This window comes from Pontibacter sp. YIM B11418 (genome assembly GCF_059278805.1).
This window is the reverse complement of sequence record NZ_JCAEMH010000005.1, coordinates 362,425-380,711: the sequence shown is the minus strand read 5'-3', so window position 1 is coordinate 380,711 and position 18,287 is coordinate 362,425. Positions and strand designations below refer to the sequence as shown.

Annotated in this window: 13 protein-coding genes; 4 read left to right on the top strand and 9 right to left on the bottom strand. The window is 52.4% G+C overall.

Features of this window, described 5'->3' with window-relative positions; translation table 11 throughout:
• The first annotated feature begins 4 nt into the window (after positions 1–4).
• Entirely contained in the window at positions 5–2,416 is a 2,412-nt protein-coding gene (locus AC4QZR_RS14510; RefSeq protein ID WP_494481560.1) for a TonB-dependent receptor plug domain-containing protein, read from the top strand.
• Positions 2,417–2,434: 18 nt separating this feature from the next.
• On the opposite strand, the gene AC4QZR_RS14505 is transcribed toward AC4QZR_RS14510, so the two are convergent.
• Together AC4QZR_RS14505 and AC4QZR_RS14500 are read right to left on the bottom strand one after the other, a co-directional pair.
• A complete protein-coding gene (locus AC4QZR_RS14505; RefSeq protein ID WP_494481559.1) occupies positions 2,435–3,016 on the bottom strand; it encodes a hypothetical protein in 582 nt (193 codons plus the stop codon).
• 206 nt (positions 3,017–3,222) lie between these two features.
• Positions 3,223–6,159 (bottom strand): VPS10 domain-containing protein, encoded by a 2,937-nt coding sequence (locus AC4QZR_RS14500; protein ID WP_494481558.1) that lies wholly within the window; start codon positions 6,157–6,159, stop codon positions 3,223–3,225.
• 189 nt (positions 6,160–6,348) lie between these two features.
• Between AC4QZR_RS14500 and AC4QZR_RS14495 the strand changes: the two genes are divergently transcribed.
• On the top strand, positions 6,349–7,323 hold the full coding sequence (locus AC4QZR_RS14495) for a YpdA family putative bacillithiol disulfide reductase (RefSeq protein WP_494481557.1): 975 nt from the start codon (positions 6,349–6,351) through the stop codon (positions 7,321–7,323).
• Here AC4QZR_RS14495 and AC4QZR_RS14490 read toward each other — a convergent pair.
• The 6 genes from AC4QZR_RS14490 to fabG all read right to left on the bottom strand — a co-directional run bounded on the left by AC4QZR_RS14490 (position 7,313) and on the right by fabG (position 14,089).
• Positions 7,313–7,870, bottom strand: a complete 558-nt coding sequence (locus tag AC4QZR_RS14490; protein WP_494481556.1) for a hypothetical protein — start codon at positions 7,868–7,870, stop codon at positions 7,313–7,315. The genes AC4QZR_RS14495 and AC4QZR_RS14490 overlap by 11 nt on opposite strands.
• Before the next feature lie 18 nt (positions 7,871–7,888).
• Positions 7,889–9,172 carry an LVIVD repeat-containing protein gene (locus AC4QZR_RS14485; protein WP_494481555.1) on the bottom strand — a complete coding sequence of 428 codons (1,284 nt, stop codon included), beginning with the start codon at positions 9,170–9,172 and terminating at the stop codon, positions 7,889–7,891.
• A gap of 117 nt (positions 9,173–9,289) precedes the next feature.
• Positions 9,290–9,994 carry a pseudouridine synthase gene (locus AC4QZR_RS14480; RefSeq protein WP_494481554.1) on the bottom strand — a complete coding sequence of 235 codons (705 nt, stop codon included), beginning with the start codon at positions 9,992–9,994 and terminating at the stop codon, positions 9,290–9,292.
• A 209-nt stretch (positions 9,995–10,203) separates the two neighbouring features.
• Positions 10,204–10,815, bottom strand: a complete 612-nt coding sequence (locus tag AC4QZR_RS14475) for a GNAT family N-acetyltransferase (protein ID WP_494481553.1) — start codon at positions 10,813–10,815, stop codon at positions 10,204–10,206.
• Positions 10,816–11,069: 254 nt separating this feature from the next.
• Positions 11,070–13,151, bottom strand: a complete 2,082-nt coding sequence (locus AC4QZR_RS14470; RefSeq protein ID WP_494481552.1) for a vWA domain-containing protein — start codon at positions 13,149–13,151, stop codon at positions 11,070–11,072.
• A 191-nt stretch (positions 13,152–13,342) separates the two neighbouring features.
• Positions 13,343–14,089 carry a 3-oxoacyl-[acyl-carrier-protein] reductase gene (fabG, locus tag AC4QZR_RS14465; RefSeq protein WP_188502019.1) on the bottom strand — a complete coding sequence of 249 codons (747 nt, stop codon included), beginning with the start codon at positions 14,087–14,089 and terminating at the stop codon, positions 13,343–13,345.
• A gap of 277 nt (positions 14,090–14,366) precedes the next feature.
• Between fabG and AC4QZR_RS14460 the strand changes: the two genes are divergently transcribed.
• Positions 14,367–15,701: a M23 family metallopeptidase gene (locus tag AC4QZR_RS14460; protein WP_494481551.1), complete on the top strand. Its 1,335-nt coding sequence runs from the start codon at positions 14,367–14,369 to the stop codon at positions 15,699–15,701.
• Positions 15,702–15,962: 261 nt separating this feature from the next.
• Here the strand turns inward: AC4QZR_RS14460 and AC4QZR_RS14455 are convergent, their stop codons facing one another.
• Positions 15,963–16,631: a tetratricopeptide repeat protein gene (locus AC4QZR_RS14455; RefSeq protein WP_253402946.1), complete on the bottom strand. Its 669-nt coding sequence runs from the start codon at positions 16,629–16,631 to the stop codon at positions 15,963–15,965.
• 212 nt (positions 16,632–16,843) lie between these two features.
• On the opposite strand from AC4QZR_RS14455, the gene lpdA reads away from it, so the two are divergent.
• Positions 16,844–18,238: a dihydrolipoyl dehydrogenase gene (gene lpdA / locus AC4QZR_RS14450; protein ID WP_494481550.1), complete on the top strand. Its 1,395-nt coding sequence runs from the start codon at positions 16,844–16,846 to the stop codon at positions 18,236–18,238.
• The last annotated feature ends 49 nt before the right edge of the window (positions 18,239–18,287 follow it).

The window sequence follows — 18,287 nt, the reverse complement described above, 5'->3', positions numbered from 1 at the left end:
CAGCATGAAGAAACTCCTGCATTTGATGGGATGGCTCTGCCTGCTCAGTTCTTCCACGTTCGGGCAGGTCCTGACGGTGCGGGACCAGGTGACCCAACAGCCGCTGGAGATGGTGCAGCTCTCAGGTATAAACGTAACACAAACAATTTTTACTGACAGCAAAGGACAGACGGATGTCAGCTCATTTAAAGGGCTGGACAGCTTGGCGGTTCGCCTGATAGGCTATGAACAGAAAGTGTTGTCGTATGAGCAACTTCAGCGACTGGGCTTTCAGCTATACCTGCGCGAGAACAAAATTGCCCTGGCCACCGTGATCGTTTCGGCCACCCGCTGGCAGCAGGATGCCAAAGAGGTGCCGCAGCGCGTAAGTAGCATCCGGACAAAAGACGTACTGCTGCAGCAACCGCAGACGGCCGCCGACATGCTGGGGCAGACAGGGGAGATATACATTCAGAAAAGCCAGGGCGGAGGCGGCAGCCCCATGATCCGCGGTTTTGCCACTAACCGGGTGCTGATGGCGGTGGACGGCGTGCGCATGAACACAGCCATCTTCCGGAGCGGCAACCTGCAGAATGTCATCTCGCTTGATCCTTTTGCCACAGAAAAAACAGAAGTGCTTTTTGGTCCGGGCTCCGTCATGTACGGCAGCGATGCGATAGGAGGCGTGATGAACTTCTATACTTTGTCACCCAGGTTTGCGACGGACGCTACACCGCTGGTTAAAGGAAATGCTGCTGTGAGATGGTCCTCGGCCAACAGCGAGAAGACCGGCCACCTGGACCTAAGCTACGGCCTGAATAAATGGGCTTTCCTGACCAGTGCTACTTACAGCGATTACGGCGACCTCCGGATGGGTTCTCGCGGGCCGGATGATTACCTGCGAGGCGAGTATGTGCGTAGCCAAAACGGGCATGACGAAGTGATCACCAACCCTGATCCGGAGCGTCAGGTATACACAGGTTACGACCAACTGAACCTGATGCAGAAAATCAGGTATAGGGCGAGCGACAACTGGGAACTACAGTATGGTTTTCAGTACTCCACCACCTCCAACGTGCCCCGCTACGACCGGCTCACCCTTTACCGAAACGGCACGCTCCGTTCGGCCGAGTGGTACTATGGTCCGCAGGTATGGGCCATGAACCAACTGCAGGCGACACACCAGGCAAGTAATAAGTTCTTTGATCAGCTGAGCATTGGGCTGGCGCACCAGCTCTTTGAGGAGAGTCGCCATAATCGGGACCTGGGCAAAGCGACTAGGTATAACCGTTACGAAAAAGTAAACGCCTATTCTGCCAACCTCGATTTCGAAAAAGCGCTGGGGCAGCGGCACCACCTGTTCTACGGTCTGGAAACGATCATTAACAAAGTGCACTCCTCCGGCACCGACCAAGACGTAAATACCGGGGTTACTGCATCTGGCCCCTCACGCTACCCAAATGGTGCCGACTGGAGCTCGCATGCCGCTTTCCTGACCTACCGCTTTAAAGCAGGCGAGAAACTTGCGGTGCTGACGGGGGCCAGGTATAACCATATCCTGCTCAATGCGAACTTTGACAAGCGCTTCTATGAGCTTCCCTTCACCTCCGCTGACATCAACACAGGGGCCGTGACGGGTAGCGCGGGACTCGTGTTCAGCCCTTCGCTTTCCTGGCAGCTCAGCACCAATTTGTCCACCGGTTTCCGCTCTCCGAATGTGGACGATATCGGCAAAATATTCGACTCGGCGCCGGGGCTGGTGGTCGTGCCTAATCCGGATCTGAAGCCGGAGTATGCTTACAATGCAGACCTGGGGGCAGCCAAAACATTCGGGGAGGTGCTGAAGCTGGATGCGACTGCTTTCTATACCTACTTGCAGGATGCGCTGGTGCGGCGAGATTATACCCTGAACGGCAACAGCAGCATCGAGTTTGAGGGAGAACGCAGCCAGGTGCAGGCGATCCAGAATGCCGCTTTTGCCAGGGTATGGGGCGTGCAGGCAGGTATGGAACTGAAGCTTCCCGCTGGCTTTGGCCTCGCAGCAAGGTATAATTTCCAGGATGGTCGCGAGGAACTGGACAATGGCACCGAGGCACCTTTGCGACATGCTGCCCCGACTTTCGGAACCGCACGATTGGCCTTCACCCGTAACCGTTTCAAGGCAGACCTCTACGCCGTGTATAACGGGGCGATCCCGTATGGCCAGCTGGCACCGGAAGAGCAGGATAAAGCTTACCTCTACGCCACTGACCGAAACGGGAAGCCCTACAGTCCGGCCTGGGCCACGCTCAACCTGAAGGCACTCTACCAGTTGACCCGGCACTTGTCACTGAGTGCAGGTATAGAGAACATCACTGACCAGCGTTACCGGCCGTACTCTTCAGGTATAGCCGCGGCGGGAAGAAATTTTATGCTGTCGGTGCGGGCATCTATCTAAAGATGTGTTGAGCTGAATTTACCATCTCGCATTTTTCAAGGTCAGGCCCACAGCGGCCAGGCGCTGTCCATCATGGAAGCTTTGAACAGAGCCCCTTAGTCCAAAGGTGAGGTATTGCTTTACCTTTACATCCAGGTTGAGGGCCAGCACATAGCCTGCCTGCAAACCATTTCTGGAGCGCACGTCAGGTTGGAACTCTGTGATGGTGCCCTGCCCGTTGGACTGGATGAAAAGTCCGCGCAACTCCCGTTCGCTGGCATACCTGAGTACTGGGCCTACGGCCGGGTAAAGCTGAACCGGGCCAGCATTGATAAACAGGTTATACACTCCTTCGAGCGCTACGCCATTCGACTTCTGGAAGGTCTCGTATCCGGGAGCCCAGCGACGGGTCTCTTCAATGTAAGTACCGGTTGCCAGTATTTCGAAACCTGAGCGCTTTGAGATCTGCGTTTGCATACCGCCTATGAACCAGTGGCCAGGTATATCGCCGTTGCCGGCATACACGATGCCGTAGCCAACTTTGGGAGTCCACTTGTCCTGTGCCATAGCGGAGAGGGAGTAGCTGAACAGAAGTGCGAAGAGTAGAAGTTTGATTTTCATAAGCTTGAATTTTAAGTAAGCGTTAGTGATGAAAGACTATAACAAGGCTTGTATACAATATATAAAATATCATATAATTTTTTACAACAATTTATATGCCAGTAATGGAAAAGTATCAGCCTTAAGCTTACAGGAACAGGTATAAAACAATAAAGGCAGCCCCATTGGAGCTGCCTTTATTGTTTAAGGTATAGCAGAAACCAGAATTAGCTTCTGCTTCTTCTTTCAGGAGCTTTCAAAGTAAACTCAGAAGTAGCCTTGCCACCATCGGCTGTCTCTACTTCCACTATGTACTTGCCTGGCTGCAGATAAATTACTTTGTTGTCGGCGGCTGTTACTTTCACCGCTTCTTCGCCGTCTTTCTTACTGCTGTTCAGAGCAGTCTCGTAGGCTTTTGCATTGGCGTCGTCTACCGAGAAATTATAGGCCACGTAGTTCAGACCGCGCTCGTGCTCGTCTTTCAGTTCTTTCAGCAGCTGACCTTTGTCCGTCTTGATTCGGATGGTGGCTGTACCCGTCTGCGCTGTGTAATAAGGTATTTCCAGCGAAGACTCCGTCGGCTCACCCCAGGCACCCCATGACTGTCCCCAACGTGGGTTGTAATTGGTCGGCTGGAACGCGAACAGGTGCAGTTTCTGGTTCTGAATCTCTGGTGTAAGTTGCTGCAGGTGCTCCACATTGGCAATATAGATCGAGCGGCCGTGCGTGCCCACGATCAAATCGTTGTCACGCGGATGTACTACTACATCGTGCACGGCCACGGCAGGCATGCCGTTGCGCATCTGCATGAAGGATTTGCCTTGGTCAAGCGAAATGTACAGGCCGTGGTCGGTTCCTACATACAGTAGGTCGGGGTTTTTCGGATCTTCTTTCACCACGTTGATGGCTTCGGCAGGTAGGTTAGTGCCCAGTCGCTCCCACTTCTTGCCATTGTCCTCCGACACGTACAGGTATGGCGTGAAATCGTCCCAACGGTAACCGTTGAGCGAAGCATATACCCGGTTTTCGCTGTGGTTGGAAGCCACTACCGTAGACACCCACATATGCTGTGGCAGCTTCTTGGAAATATTCTCCCAATTATAGCCACCGTCTTTAGACACATGAACCGCCCCATCGTCAGAACCCGTATAGAGCAGGCCGAACTTCAGTGGAGACTCGTCAATAGAGGTCAGTGTGCCAAAGCCCACATCGCCTTTCAGACCACCGTTGGTCAGGTCGCCGGAAAGCGTCAGCATTTCCTCACCCTTTTTCATGGAGCGGTGGAATTTGTTGGAACCGAAGTACAGGATGTCCTGGTTGTGGCGGCTCAAATGGATCGGACTCTCCCAGTTAAAGCGGAGTGGAGTTTCGCCCAGTTCATGACTTGGTTTGATGGAAACGCGTTGACCCGTGCGCTTGTCTACGCGGGTGTAGTTGCCGTACTGCGAACCCAGGTATACCGTGTTGTTGTCACGGAAATCCACCTGCACCATCATGCCGTCACCGCCACCAAGGCGCTGGTAAGGGTAGCGGCCGTTCTGGGTCCAGGCGGAGCTGAACTTGTAGTTGCTTGGGCCATACCAGGTGCCGTTGTCCTGCAGGCCACCATAGATGTTGTATGGTTTCTCCATGTCCACAGCGATGGCATAGAACTGGCCAACGGAAGGGGAGTTGGCGATGGCCCAGGTCTTGCCGTCGTCATACGTAATGTTCAGGCCGCCGTCGTTGCCGTTGATCACGTAGCCGGGCTTGTCGGGGCTCACCCACAGCGCCTGGTGGTCGGAGTGTACGTTGTCGCCCTCGATGTTGCGGAAGGTTTTGCCACCGTCGTCGGAGGTCAGGAGGGGTACACCCAGCAGGTATACCTTTTCGGGGTTGTAGGGCGCCACGCGCACCACGCCAAAGTAGTAGCCGTAGCTCGAGTACATGTCATCGATCGGTTTCTCGTGCGTCTTCTTCCAGGTCTTGCCCGCGTCGTCGGAGCGGTAAAGCTCAGCGCCCTTCACTGGAGCCTCTGTCGTCACGGCCAGCGGGTCCACTAGGTACTCGGCCAAAGCAGCCGGTTTGATCTTGCCGCTCTTCACATCTGCCTTCACCGTTTTGGCGGTATACTTTGAAGGGAAGCGATTGTTGTCGAGGAAGCTGTTCAGGTCTTTGTCGTTCAGAGCCAGGAAAGTCTCCGTCGTCATACCTTTGAACTGTTCTTTCTGCAGCTCGCCCGCTTTCGACTCTTTCTTCTCAACTTGACGCAGCTCCTGGTTGTCCAGGAAAGCGTAAATGATGTTCGGGTTGCCCGGGTGAATGTCGAGACCAATACGGCCTACGCCCTCAGATGTCGGGAAACCGCTGCCTTCGGTCGTTACACGCGTCCAGGTGTTGCCACCGTCCGTTGACTTATGGACGCCGGAGGTTTTGCCGCCTTCCACGAAATCCCAGGCGCGACGCTCGCGGTGCCACATGGCCGCGTACACGTTGTTCGGGTTCTTCGGGTCGATCACCAGGTCAATGGCGCCTGTGTTATCGTCGATGTAGAGCGTCTTTTTCCAGGTCTTGCCGCCGTCCGTGGTTTTATAAACGCCACGGTCTTTGTTAGGTGAGTACAAATGGCCTACTGCCGCAACCCAAAGCGTATTCGGGTCGGTTGGGTGAAGTACGATGCGACCGATGTGGTGCGTATCGTCGAGGCCCATGTGCTGCCAGGTTTTGCCGCCGTCGGTGCTCTTGTACACGCCCACGCCGGAGTAGGAGGAACGGCTGGAGTTGCTCTCGCCGGTGCCGATCCAAATCGTTTGGTTATTGTTCCAGTCCACGGCAATGTCGCCGATCGTCATCACCGCTTCGTTATCGAAGATCGGCTCAAAGGAGATACCGTTGTTGATGGTTCTCCAAAGCCCGCCCGAGGCATAAGCCGCGTAAAAATTAGTCGGATCTTTCGGGTTCACATCCAGGTCCGTGATACGACCGCTTTGCACGGTAGGGCCCACGTTGCGGAAGGCCACGTTTTTGACAAGGGAGTTCTGGTCGAGTTGCTGACGCTTCTCGAACGTCTGCAGCCTTTCTTTGGCGGGTGTGTTGGCCGGCTGCTTGGGTGCTTTCTTCTGAGCCTGCACAGCGCCCCCGCTCAGGGCCACCAGCAGCGCTACAGAAAGTATACGCTTTTGCATTGTGTAGATGTAGGTATAGGTTAGAGTAGATTGTTTGAGTTTCTAAAGCTAAGGAATTGTGCCGGATTTTCGAAAAGCTTTGTAAACCAGAGGCGGGTTAGTGCTTGTTTATTTCTTGTTAACTTGCGTAATATCATCACATGCTGCGCAGCCTGCTGTGGCTGCCGGGAATTTTTAATCACATTTGTATTGGACCATACACTAGATATATTAATCGTAGGCGGTGGCCCCATAGGGCTTGCTTGCGGACTGGAGGCCAAAAAAGCCGGCTTGACCTACCTGATCGTGGAGAAGGGCACGCTGGTGAACTCTCTTTTCAACTACCCCTTGCACATGACCTTTTTCTCCACCTCCGACCGGCTGGAGATCGGAGGCTATCCGTTCCCCTCCATTCACGCCAAGCCCAACCGTAACGAGGCGCTGGAATACTACCGCCGGGTAGCCGATACAGGTGCCCTGCACCTTAACCTGTTTGAGGAAGTGACGGAGATCGTGCCTGAGGAAGGGCTATACCTGATCAGCACCAGCAAGGGCAGCTACCGGGTAAAGCACGTCATCATCGCGACCGGTTTTTACGACATCCCGAACAGGCTCGGCATACCGGGCGAGGAGCTTGACAAGGTACGGCATTATTACTATGACCCGCATTTCTACTACAAGCAGCAGGTGGTGGTCATCGGGGCCAACAACTCTTCGGCGGACGTGGCGTTGGAGACCTGGCGCAAAGGAGCTGAAGTGACGATGGTGGTGCGCGACGGGGAGCTTGGCCGCATCAAGTACTGGACCAAGCCCGACCTGGAAAACCGCATTGCCGAAGGTTGCATCAAGGCCTATTTCAACTCCCGTCTCACCGAGGTGCGGGAGAAGGAGGTGGATATCCAGACACCGGAGGGGACAATAACGCTTGCCAATGATTACGTGATGGCCATGACCGGCTACCAGCCCAACTTTGCTTTCCTGGAGAAGATCGGCGTAAAGCTATCGGATGACGTATACCGGCACCCCTTCCACAATCCCGAAACCATGGAAACTAATCTGCCACGTCTATACCTGGCCGGTGTGGTGTGCGGTGGTATGGAAACGCATGTGTGGTTCATCGAAAACTCCCGGGAGCACGCCGTGAAGATTCTGAAGCATATCGTAGAGGAGCAGATTAAAACATAAAACCCAGCTGCACCGACACGCGCTTGTAAGTGATCTTCTGATCCGTCATGCCGCTGCCCCAGAACGTGCTGGTTTCTGCTTCCTGAGTTTTGTAACCAGCCGCGAAGGTATAGGCGGTGCCATTGCCACTCCTAACACGGAAGCCTAGTGCCGGATTGAACATCCAGCCGCCCTTCTTCTTTTCATTGTCAGATTCATGGCTCAGAAAAGCGGAGCCATACCCGGCATCGATGCTATAGATCGGGCTGATGCGTGTTTTGAAAGCCTCTCCACGAATACCCACAGCGAAAGGCGTGATCAGGAGGTTATTATAAAAATCAAACCCGGTCGTGGCGCCTATAGCCAGGAGCCTGTGCAGGCGGAAGCCATTGAAAATCTTTACAGAAGGCGCAGCTACAAAATTGTCTAAATCACCCTGTTTGTTGTTTCCATACAGGTAGCCAAGCTCCACAGTGCCCATGTAGCGTTTTACAGGCTGTTCTTCAGACTGTGCCATTGTCATTCCGGAAGTGAAAAGAAACAGGGTTAACAGGTATAGAAATTTCATAGGGTGGCGATAGGAAGATTAACGGGATACAGGCAGCTTGCTAAGTAGCCTTATGTCTTTTAGGTTGCTGTAGTCGTACTGGTACAGGCCATCCTGACCTATCAGCAGCAGGTTGCTACCCATCGGAATGACATCGAACGCATCGTGTTCCTTGAAGTGGGAGATCAGGTTGTTGCTCACCTTTAGGTGATCCTTCGCATCAAAAATCTTCAGTCCATACTTGCCTTCACAAAGAAACAGTGTCGAGCGGTCTATACCCAGACCGTGCGGGTTTTGCATCGGGTAGGTTTTGACAAGCTTCGGGCTACGCGGGTTGCTGATATTGATCACTTCGAGCTGGTTGGTGAAACCGGCACAGGCATTGCCCGAGCGGAGCGTTACCCAGGCCAGGTCGCCCTCCACTACCACCGGGTCGCAGCTGTTGACGTGTGCGTAGGTAGACAGGTGTACCGGACTTGTCGGATTGCTGTTGTCGTAAATGTGCATGCCTGTGGTGGAGCCGATGAACAACTTGTCTTGATAAGGGAAGATCGTTTCGATGCCCCAGCCCAGCCTGATTTTTTCACCCTTTTTCGGATCTGTGGCATTGCTGATATCGAGCACCTGCAGGTCTGAGTTGCTGACCGTGTACAAGTGATCACCGGAGATCGTGAACCTCGCCATGGAGCCGCCTTTGCCAGCCGAATTGCTGGGCTGCACCACGGAAGCCGAAGCGAAGGAACGTCCGTCTAACGTCATCCAGCCATTGCGCCAACCCAGGCCAGCACTATTGCAGTCGGTACCGGCCGGCTGTGTTAGCTGTGTCTCTACAAACTCAGAAATAAATACTGAGGAGGTGTCATTAACGAGCATCCCAAAATAAGTTGGAAAGACATTCTCAACACGGTTGACCAGCTTAACATCCAGCGGATTGCTGATGTCGAAAGCCACCAGGTCGATGTAGTTGTCGGCGTACAGAATACTTCCCTTCACTGCCATGTCCAGATTGCCCGGTATGTTGATAAAGCTCAGGAAGCGTGGTGCTGTGGGGTTAGAATTGTCTACGATGTGGACGCCTTTGTCTATTTCATTAATGAAGAGGTAATGACCCTTTGTATAGATCTTGCCCGGCTCCCCGAGGGTTTGTGCAGGTGCTACCTTCACAGCATTCTGCAGTTCTGCCCGCAGCATGTACACCGGTTCGAATACGGTATAGGTGGTGGTCGATTCACATTCGTCGGAGCAGGAGCTCAGCAGCAGGGCCGGTAGGAAAAGCAACAAAGCGATGGCCTGTTTTAAAACGGGTAGAGGTCCTTTTCTCATAAGGGCTGTTTCTAAATGTGAAATAAGATTAGCGGCCTTTGTAATGTGATGTTACACGCCCCTTAACTACAGGACCCCAAAGTATTAGGAATGGTTGTAAGGTGCTAAAAAATCTTTTTAAGATCTTTTTTTCCTGCTGGTATTGTTACGGCTGTCGTAGTGGCGGCCGCCGGTACTTTTAGGAGCGCCGCCTGGTCTTTTTGTAGCGCCGCCTGGTCTCTTAGTCTTAATGCCAGCACCAAAACTGCTGCCCGTTGACAGGCTTTTGAGTTTGGCAATTTCCTCCGCTGTCAGTTCGAGGTACTCGCCGGGTTGCAGCTCGCCCAAACTCAATGGGCCAATGGCGGGCCGGATCAGGCGCAGTGTCGGGAAGCCCACAGCGGCCGTCATACGGCGCACCTGCCGGTTCATACCCTGCGAAATTTTGATCTCTACCCAACTGGTCGGAATCTCTTTCCGGAAACGGATCGGTTTGGAGCGCACCCATACCTGCGGGGCCTCTTCGAGTAGAGCGGCTTTGGCGGGAGCGGTTTTCGTGTTTTTGATCATGACGCCGCGGCGCAATTCCTCCAGTGCTTCTTCAGTAGGTATACCATCCACCTGCACCCAGTAGGTTTTCTCGATCTTGAACTTCGGGTCAGACAGGCGGTGCTGCAGGGCTTTGTCATCTGTTAGCAGCACCAATCCCTCGCTGTCGTAGTCCAGGCGGCCGACTGGGTAGATATTAGGTATAGGCACAAAATCTTTGAGCGTGGCGCGCCCCGCCTCGTCCGTAAACTGCGTGAGCACTTCGTAGGGCTTGTTGAGGATAAGATATTTCAAGTTAGAATTTAGTAAGTTCAGAAATTAGAAAGTCGAATTGTAGCGACGTTATACCGTAACGACATGGTACAGGTTGAAAATAGTTAGTCCATTACAGATCATTATCCTGCCCAAAGGCGCACCGATTAAATTTCTCATAATCTGTTCAAAGGGCCTTGTACACAGATTCTGAGAACAATCAATCAACTATCAGCAATTAACAATCCACGCTATACCTGCTCAGGCTGATGAATCTTGAACTGCAGATTCCATGATTGTTTAAGCTGGTCGTATTCAGGGAGGATGATGGAGTAAAGTACGGAGTCTTCGTTGATCCCGTCTACCACGTAATGCTCCCGGATAACGCCCTCGAGTTGCATGCCGTAATGCTTCAGCAGTTTGATGGAGGGCGTGTTGTAGTCGGCGGCCAGTGCTTCGATGCGGCGCAGGCCCATTTCCTCGAATCCATAAGCCAGCACGGGGCCCAATGCCTCTTTCATGTAGCCCTTTTGCTTGTAGCTGTCCTCAAGCAGGGTATAGCCCACCTCCGCGCGACGGTGACTCACGACCCAGGTATGGAAGCCGCAACGCCCCATCATGGTGCCAGTGGCTTTCTCCAGAATCCTGAAGTTCTTGAATGAATGGTAATAGGTGGTGAAGCCCTTGCTGAACTTGTCTTTCTCCTCTGCCACTTCCTCTTTCGTCTTCAGCCCCAGATAAGCCGTGATTTCCTCGTCGCTGCACGCGGTAAAAAGGTAGTTGCTTATCTCCGGCGTATACTCACTCAGGTATAGGCGGTCCGTTTCCAATACAACAGGTTGAGGTGCAGCAGGGCTTTTCATAGTTTTTTAGTTTCATATTTAAGATTCAAAATCAGAATTGAAGCACGGGTGATTAAAACAAATTAAACAGTAGGCGACAGCATGATGCCAGCCTCAAAGGCATTTTAATCTTTACGGAATGTAGGTGCGAGCTGCAAGTTCGCACCAGGGGCAATTGCCACTGACACCAGTAAAAGCACTAACGAAAGGAGAATTCGCATAGCACTGGCTCCACGAGATTGCGAAACGTCAACTCATTATAGTTTAGCGCAGGCCTAATAACTTCCATTGTACTTCCGCACAAACCACTCGCCGCATACCAGCGCCAGAATCACGAAAAACAACCATTTTAGGTCTACCAGGTCGTTGAGCGACTCAGAACTGTAGATCAGATCCTTGTGCTCGGCCTGCAGAATGTCCTGCTCCAATTGTTGCAGTTGGGCAGGGTAATAAAGCTTTGAGCCGGTATTGGTACCGAGCTGGTACAGCAGGTTGTGATCGGCTACCGCATGTAAGGCTTCCAGTTGCCGCTCTTCAACCACAAACTCGCCTTTGTCCTGCTGCAGTGAGCCATTTATGCGTGCCGTGGCCGTGTAGGTATAGCGGCCGCCCGGCAGGCTACCAATATTCACACCTGACTGGTTCTCGCCATTTGCAAAATCAAATGACTTTTCGGCTCCTTCTGTGTCCTGTATCTTGAGGGTGATACTCTGTCCGTAGATCGGTTCCAGGGCTTCGTTGTAGGCCTCGGCTGCGAAGCGGATTTCGTCGGAACTGCTGTATTCGTTTAGTTGCGGGTATACGTTCAGGCGCTTTTTGTTGCGGGGAGCCGTGAGCAGTTGCACCAGATTGGTGATCAGCTTGTCGTACACGGCGGCATTTTCGTGGGTAGCCGTTTCAGTCAGTCGCCATTGCCAGGTGCCGGATGCCAGCAGGGCGGCGTTGCGTTTGTCGCCCACGGTCTGCACGGTGAGCAGCGGTTTGGTGGTACGCACGCGCCCCACTTGCTGGTACAGCACCGTTTCAGTGTTGGGTGTGAGTTGGTAATCACCGTAGGGTACCGTGGCTGGCGGATATTGCTGTAGACGCTCCGTGGCTTCCTCGGCTACTTTAAAGGTGCTGAAGTTTGGGTTGAACACGCTGGTTACTTCGTCGGACTGCCCCGGTGTGTTGATGCGAATGCCCACGTTAAGGCGGTTGAAATTACCGATGTCGCTTTGCGGACCGATGATGTAGAGGGCAGGTAAATTCTTCTGGCGCACCAGACTAAGCGCTGCCTCGCCCCCGGTTGTGCGGCCCGGCAACTGGTGTAGCACGGCCACATCATAGTCCTGCTGCTTGAGCGTGGTCAGGCCAGGTATAAACAGCTCGGTTTCGTAATTCTCATTCGACTCAATGGCGGCACGCAGCGCCTTGATGTCGGGATGGGGAGACGCGGCGGCCAGAAGTACTTTTATCTTGCCTTTCACCACATCGATGTACGCGCTCCGCGAGTTGTTGAGATCCGTAAACTCACCCTGCAGTGGCAGCACTTCCACCTCGTAGTAACGCTTGCCCAGACTACTGGCCATCACCTGAAAGGGTACTTGCTGTAGCGGCTGACCGGCTTTGAGGGTAACGGTTTTGCGCTCGATCACCTTCTTGTTCTCCTTCAGCTGCACCGTTACGGACGTGTCATCGAAGCCCTGCTGCTGTAGTTCGGCCTCCAATGGAAAACGGTTACCACTGTAGTTTACTTTGTTGTAGCGCAGCGAAGCCATCACGATGTCTTTCTTCGGCACGGTATCGCCCATGGCTACAGGGTATATGGTATAGTTGAAATTCGTGTAAGTAGGGGAGGTGCCCTGGTTCACGATGCCATCCGAAAGCAGAACGACACCAGCCAGGTTCTGCTGCTCAAAATCAAGCTGCACCTTGTGGAGCAACTCGCTCAGATTGGTCGTCTCGGCCTCGTACTGCAAATCACCCAGGTTCTTAGGCGCGTCCGACTCACCCAGTACCCGTACCTCGGTCTGTATACCCTGCTCCTGCAGTTTGTTACGTAATGCCTGCAACCCCTGCTGCGCCTGACGGAGCTGCACCGAGTCGGAAAACAGTGCCACTGACTGCGAATTATCCACTGCAAACACAATGGTAGGCGACTGCGTGCTGTTGGTGACATAGCGCACCATCGGACCAAGCAGCAGGAAACACAGAAAACTCACCACCACAAAGCGCACTGCCGCCAGGGTATAGTTTATACCTGCGGACCAGGGCGTACGCTTGCTATAGAGCAGCCAGGCGTAAAGCGCCCCAACAGCCAGGCAAGCCAAGATCAGCCAGGGCGAATAAGTCGTTATGAGGCGGAAGGAGTTCAAGGAAGCTAAAGAGTTTGGAAGTTTAAGAAGTTCTTCTTCTAAAGAATCGAATAATCTAAGGATTAAAGATAAAAGAAAAAGACCAATGCTACTAACGTAAACGCTTTAGCATTGGTCTGATATTATACTCTGAAAGTCTGATGTAAGTGAATTGTTAACTCACAAACACCTAAACTTCTCAATTCTTAAACTTAGGTCAGCATGCCGCCGTCTACCTGCAGCACCTGGCCGGAGATGTAAGACGACTGGTCAGAGGCCAGGAACGCCACGGCATTGGCCACATCCTCTGGGGTGCCACCACGTTTTAAAGGTATAGCCTTTCTCCACTCGTCTACCACTTTCTGGTCAAGCTCGCCTGTCATTTCGGTTTCGATGAAGCCCGGGGCCACCGCGTTGCAGCGGATATTGCGCGAACCCAATTCCAGCGCCACCGACTTAGTGAAGCCGATGATACCTGCCTTAGAAGCGGAGTAGTTGGCTTGTCCGGCGTTGCCTTTTATACCTACTACCGAAGTGATGTTGATGATCGAGCCGCTTTTGGCGCGCATCATGTGCTTAGTGGCACCTTTCGTTAAAGCAAACACAGATTTCAGGTTGGTATTGATCACCGCATCCCACTGTTCTTCGGTCATGCGCATCAGCAGACCGTCACGCGTGATACCGGCGTTGTTCACCAGGATGTCGATCTTGCCAAACTCCGCTACTACATCCTCGATCAGCTTCTCAGCCTGCGCCATATCAGAGGCGTCGGAGCGGAAACCTTTAGCTTTGCCGCCGTTGGCAGTCAGTTCCTGCTCCAGGGCCTGGCCTTTTTCAACGCTTGAGAGGTAGGTGAATGCTACCTGGGCGCCCATTTCTACCAGTTTCTCGGCGATGGCGCGGCCTATACCTTTTGATGCCCCGGTTACGAGGGCTACTTTTCCTTCTAGTGCTTTCATAGGGGCCAAAGTTATAAAAGATTTTTTTATTCAGAAGGGCCGTCACATTCTCCAGTTTTAGATGGCTACAATTTTCTGATTTTTAGTTGGTTAAGGTGATGTGAAGGAGCAAAAGTGCAAACGGGATAATGTGTGTTAAGCCACTTTGATGCTATAGTTTAATTCTGAATATAGGCTGCAACATATTTATAATCTGAATATTGTGTTCTAAAATATTTTTATTTCTATCGGTTAAACCATATTTTCGTGCCATTCTTCCAACCAAAGGTACCTTGTAATGTTCAAACGTAGTGTCGGACTAGCCATCCTGATCGCGGTGTCGATGTTCGTGTTTATCACGGCAGCGCAAACAATCAGCTTCGAAAAATTCCATTTCTCAGAAGATAAAATAGTAACTGAGCCGGAGCCCGAACCAGCCGTTGTGGTCAAAAAACCTGCCCCGATCATCTTCGGCATCCCCACCGACACACTCGAAATAGTAGAAGGCACCGTGGAAAGAGGAGAGAACCTCTCGGAGATCCTGACGAGCTTCAACATCTCGCCGGTCACAATCGACCAATTGGCCCGCAAATCAAAAAAGGTATTCGATGTGCGCCGCATCAACGCCAGGCGCAACTACATCATCCTGCATGCCCAGGACTCCGCCCAGACGGCCCGCTACTTTATCTATGAACCAAACGAGGTAGAGTATGTGATCTATGATCTGAACGGTGAGTTGGACGTTCGCCTTGAGAAGCGCGAAGTGGAAGTGGTGGAGCGTGCCATTGCCGGTTTTATTGAAAGCTCCCTGTTCGAATCTATTCTGGCTGCCGGTGGCTCGCCGCAGTTGGTCAACCACTTTGCCGATATCTACGCCTGGCGCCTCAACCTGAGCCGCCTGCAGCCCGGCGACCATTTCAAGTTGATCTATGATGAAAGGCAGGTGAACGGTAATGTGATCGGTTTCGGGAAGATCAAGGCTGCTTATTTTGAGCATGAAGGCAAACCACTGTATGCCATTGCGTTTGACCAGGAAGGCAAGAAAGCCGGCTACTACGACCAGGACGGCAAGAGCCTGAAAAAAGCCTTTTTGAGAGAGCCATTGGAGTACAGCCGCATTAGCTCTCGCTTTACAAAAAACCGTTTCCATCCGGTGCAGAAGCGCTACAAGCCACACCTGGGCACCGACTTTGCCGCTCCGCGTGGCACACCAATCCGGACGGTGGGAGATGGCGTGGTACTGGAAGCTTCCTATACCCGGGGCAATGGCTACTACGTGAAGATCAAGCACAACAAGACCTATACCACCCAGTACTTGCACATGTCCAAATTTGCTAAAGGCATCAGACGTGGCTCCCGCGTTAGCCAGGGCCAGACCATCGGCTACGTAGGCAGCACCGGCCTGGCGACAGGCCCGCACCTGTGCTACCGCTTCTGGAAAAACGGCCGACAAGTGGACGCCCTGAAAGTGAAGCTGCCGTCTGCCCACCCGATTGAAAAGAAGTACAGAGAGGCTTTCGAAGAGTTGAAGTCTGAACTGGAGGGCAAACTCATGGCGATTGAGCCCAAAGGCATGCAGCAGGAACTGCTGGCTACGGAGCAACAGAAGAATTTTAATGAAGAAGAGGTATAACGTTTATTATAAGTGAAACAAAAAAGGGGCGCTGCAAAGCGTCCCTTTTTTGTTTTGTGCCGGCGAGGTTTCGTGGCTATACCTGTACTTGGATTCCTTTTGTCATTTCGAAAGAATTGAGAGATCTGGAGCACTTAAAATCCGGACAATAATTCAGATTTTTCCTGAAACGAGGACCCCCACCCCCAGGTTGAAATGACATCAGAAGCTTCAGATGACTATAATGGGCAACGCCTTCTGCTTCGCTCCTAAAAAGACTCTTTACTTAGTCGGATTTGTGGCAGCGGTAGAATTCTGATTGCAAAACTGTTTCAAATACTGAGCAGCTTCTTTTAAACCGAGTTTTTCAGCTTTTACCCAGTCTTCGCAGGCACCGCTTATGTCCCCGCTGGTATACCTGGGCGCTCCCCGGTTATAGTAGGCCTCAGCATAGTTGGGCTGTAGCGTGATGGCGCGGCCGTAGTCGATGATGGCGCTGCGGTAGTCTTTAAGGGCGAAGCGCACCAGGCCACGGTTGTTGTATGTGCGAGCCTGCAGCTGATCGATCGAGACGGCGGTGTTGAAATCAATGAGTGCACCCTTGTAGTCCTGTAGGTTATACTTCGAAAGGCCACGACTTACCCAGGCTTCCACGTGTTTAGGGTCCAGCGCCAGGGCTTTGTCAAAGTCAGCAATGGCACCGCGGTAGTCAAGTATGCGGTCGCGGGCGATGCCGCGGTTCGTCATCGTGACGATGTGCTCGGGCTCCTGCTTCAGCACTTCGCTGTACTCCTTTATGGCCTCGGTATATTTGCCAGACTTGAATTTCTGGTTGCCAGCATTGAAATGCTGCAGCGCCGTTTTCTTCGGGGCAGGCTGCGTTGCGGCCTTCTGCGAAAAAGCCGGTAGTGCAAGAAGTACAGGTATGATCAGAAGTAAAATTGTTTTCATGCAGTAGGGGTTACCTCATGTTATAGCGCGCAAAATACAATAGTTCAGTGCAATACCGAACAGCAATGCAGTTTTTTGTAGCAATTCTTGGTAATGCCCGCATGCTGCCTTTTTATAATACTATGTTTAGCTTAGATCACACTGTTGCAGAACTGGTTTTGTGATGTTGGGATTATCGTTTAATTTTGCTCAGCATTTAAAAAAGAGAAACTATGGCATCAAAATACGATTTGGTAGTGCTGGGTAGCGGCCCGGGCGGTTATGTAGCGGCTATCCGCGCGTCGCAACTGGGTTTGAAAGTAGGTGTGATCGAGCGTGAGTCGCTGGGCGGCATCTGTTTGAACTGGGGCTGTATCCCAACCAAAGCATTGCTTAAGAGCGCAAACGTTTTCGAATACATCAACCATGCGGCTGACTACGGCATTACGATCGGAGAAGCCTCTGTAGACTTCAACGCGGTGATCAAGCGTAGCCGCGGTGTGGCCGACGGCATGAGCAAAGGCATTCAGTTCCTGTTCCGCAAAAATAAGATCGACGCCATCATGGGTACCGGTAAAGTAGTAGCCAAAGGCAAAATCGAGGTGACCGATGCAGACGGTAAAAAAGACACCGTAGAGGCAGATCACATTATTTTGGCGACAGGTGCCCGTTCCCGCGAGCTGCCTAACCTGCCAATCGACGGCAAAAAGATCATCGGCTACCGTCAGGCCATGAATCTTGACAAAATGCCAGAGAGCATGGTCGTAGTAGGTTCCGGCGCCATTGGCGTGGAGTTCGCTTACTTCTACAACGCCATGGGCACGAAAGTGACCATCGTGGAGTACCTGCCGAACATTGTGCCGGTAGAGGACGAAGAAGTATCGCGTCAGCTGTCGAAGTCTTTCCGCAAATCAGGCATCAACATCATGACCGATTCCTCAGTGGAGTCAGTAGATACCAGCGGCGACCTTTGCAAAGTGAAAGTGAAAACGGCCAAAGGCGAAGAAACACTGGAGGCGGAAGTAGTGCTTTCGGCAGTAGGTATACAGACTAACCTCGAGAACATCGGTATTGAGGAGCTGGGTATAAAAGTAGACAAAGGCCGCGTGATCGTAGACGAGTACTACAAAACCAACGTGGACGGTATCTATGCGATCGGTGACATCGTGCCAGGCCCTGCGCTGGCGCACGTAGCATCTGCCGAGGGTATCATCTGTGTGGAGGCCATCACGGGTCACGATCCGGAGCCTTTGAACTATGGTAACATCCCGGGTTGTACCTATTGTTCTCCTGAGATCGCTTCGGTTGGTCTGACAGAGAAAGCTGCACGCGAGCAAGGTCTGGAGATCAAAGTAGGCAAGTTCCCATTCTCAGCTTCCGGCAAGGCAAGCGCCGCCGGTGCGAAAGACGGTTTCGTAAAAGTGATCTTCGATGCGAAATACGGTGAGTTCCTGGGCGCGCACATGATCGGCGCCAACGTGACGGAGATGATTGCCGAAATAGTGGTTGCCCGCAAACTGGAAACTACTGGCCACGAGATCATTAAGTCCGTGCACCCGCACCCAACCATGAGCGAAGCCATCATGGAAGCCGCCGCAGCTGCTTACGACGAAGTGATTCACCTATAATTTTTTAGGTATAGCTTAAAAAGGCCTGACCGGATTTATCTGGTCAGGC

Bases quoted from the DNA above. Each gene is read 5' to 3' on its own strand.
- AC4QZR_RS14485 (WP_494481555.1), bottom strand. From the start codon at position 9,172: ATGAGAAAAGGACCTCTACCCGTTTTAAAACAGGCCATCGCTTTGTTG.
- AC4QZR_RS14460 (WP_494481551.1), top strand. From the start codon at position 14,367: ATGTTCAAACGTAGTGTCGGACTAGCCATCCTGATCGCGGTGTCGATG.
- AC4QZR_RS14500 (WP_494481558.1), bottom strand. From the start codon at position 6,159: ATGCAAAAGCGTATACTTTCTGTAGCGCTGCTGGTGGCCCTGAGCGGG.
- AC4QZR_RS14505 (WP_494481559.1), bottom strand. From the start codon at position 3,016: ATGAAAATCAAACTTCTACTCTTCGCACTTCTGTTCAGCTACTCCCTC.
- fabG (WP_188502019.1), bottom strand. From the start codon at position 14,089: ATGAAAGCACTAGAAGGAAAAGTAGCCCTCGTAACCGGGGCATCAAAA.
- AC4QZR_RS14475 (WP_494481553.1), bottom strand. From the start codon at position 10,815: ATGAAAAGCCCTGCTGCACCTCAACCTGTTGTATTGGAAACGGACCGC.
- AC4QZR_RS14455 (WP_253402946.1), bottom strand. From the start codon at position 16,631: ATGAAAACAATTTTACTTCTGATCATACCTGTACTTCTTGCACTACCG.
- lpdA (WP_494481550.1), top strand. From the start codon at position 16,844: ATGGCATCAAAATACGATTTGGTAGTGCTGGGTAGCGGCCCGGGCGGT.
- AC4QZR_RS14510 (WP_494481560.1), top strand. From the start codon at position 5: ATGAAGAAACTCCTGCATTTGATGGGATGGCTCTGCCTGCTCAGTTCT.
- AC4QZR_RS14490 (WP_494481556.1), bottom strand. From the start codon at position 7,870: ATGAAATTTCTATACCTGTTAACCCTGTTTCTTTTCACTTCCGGAATG.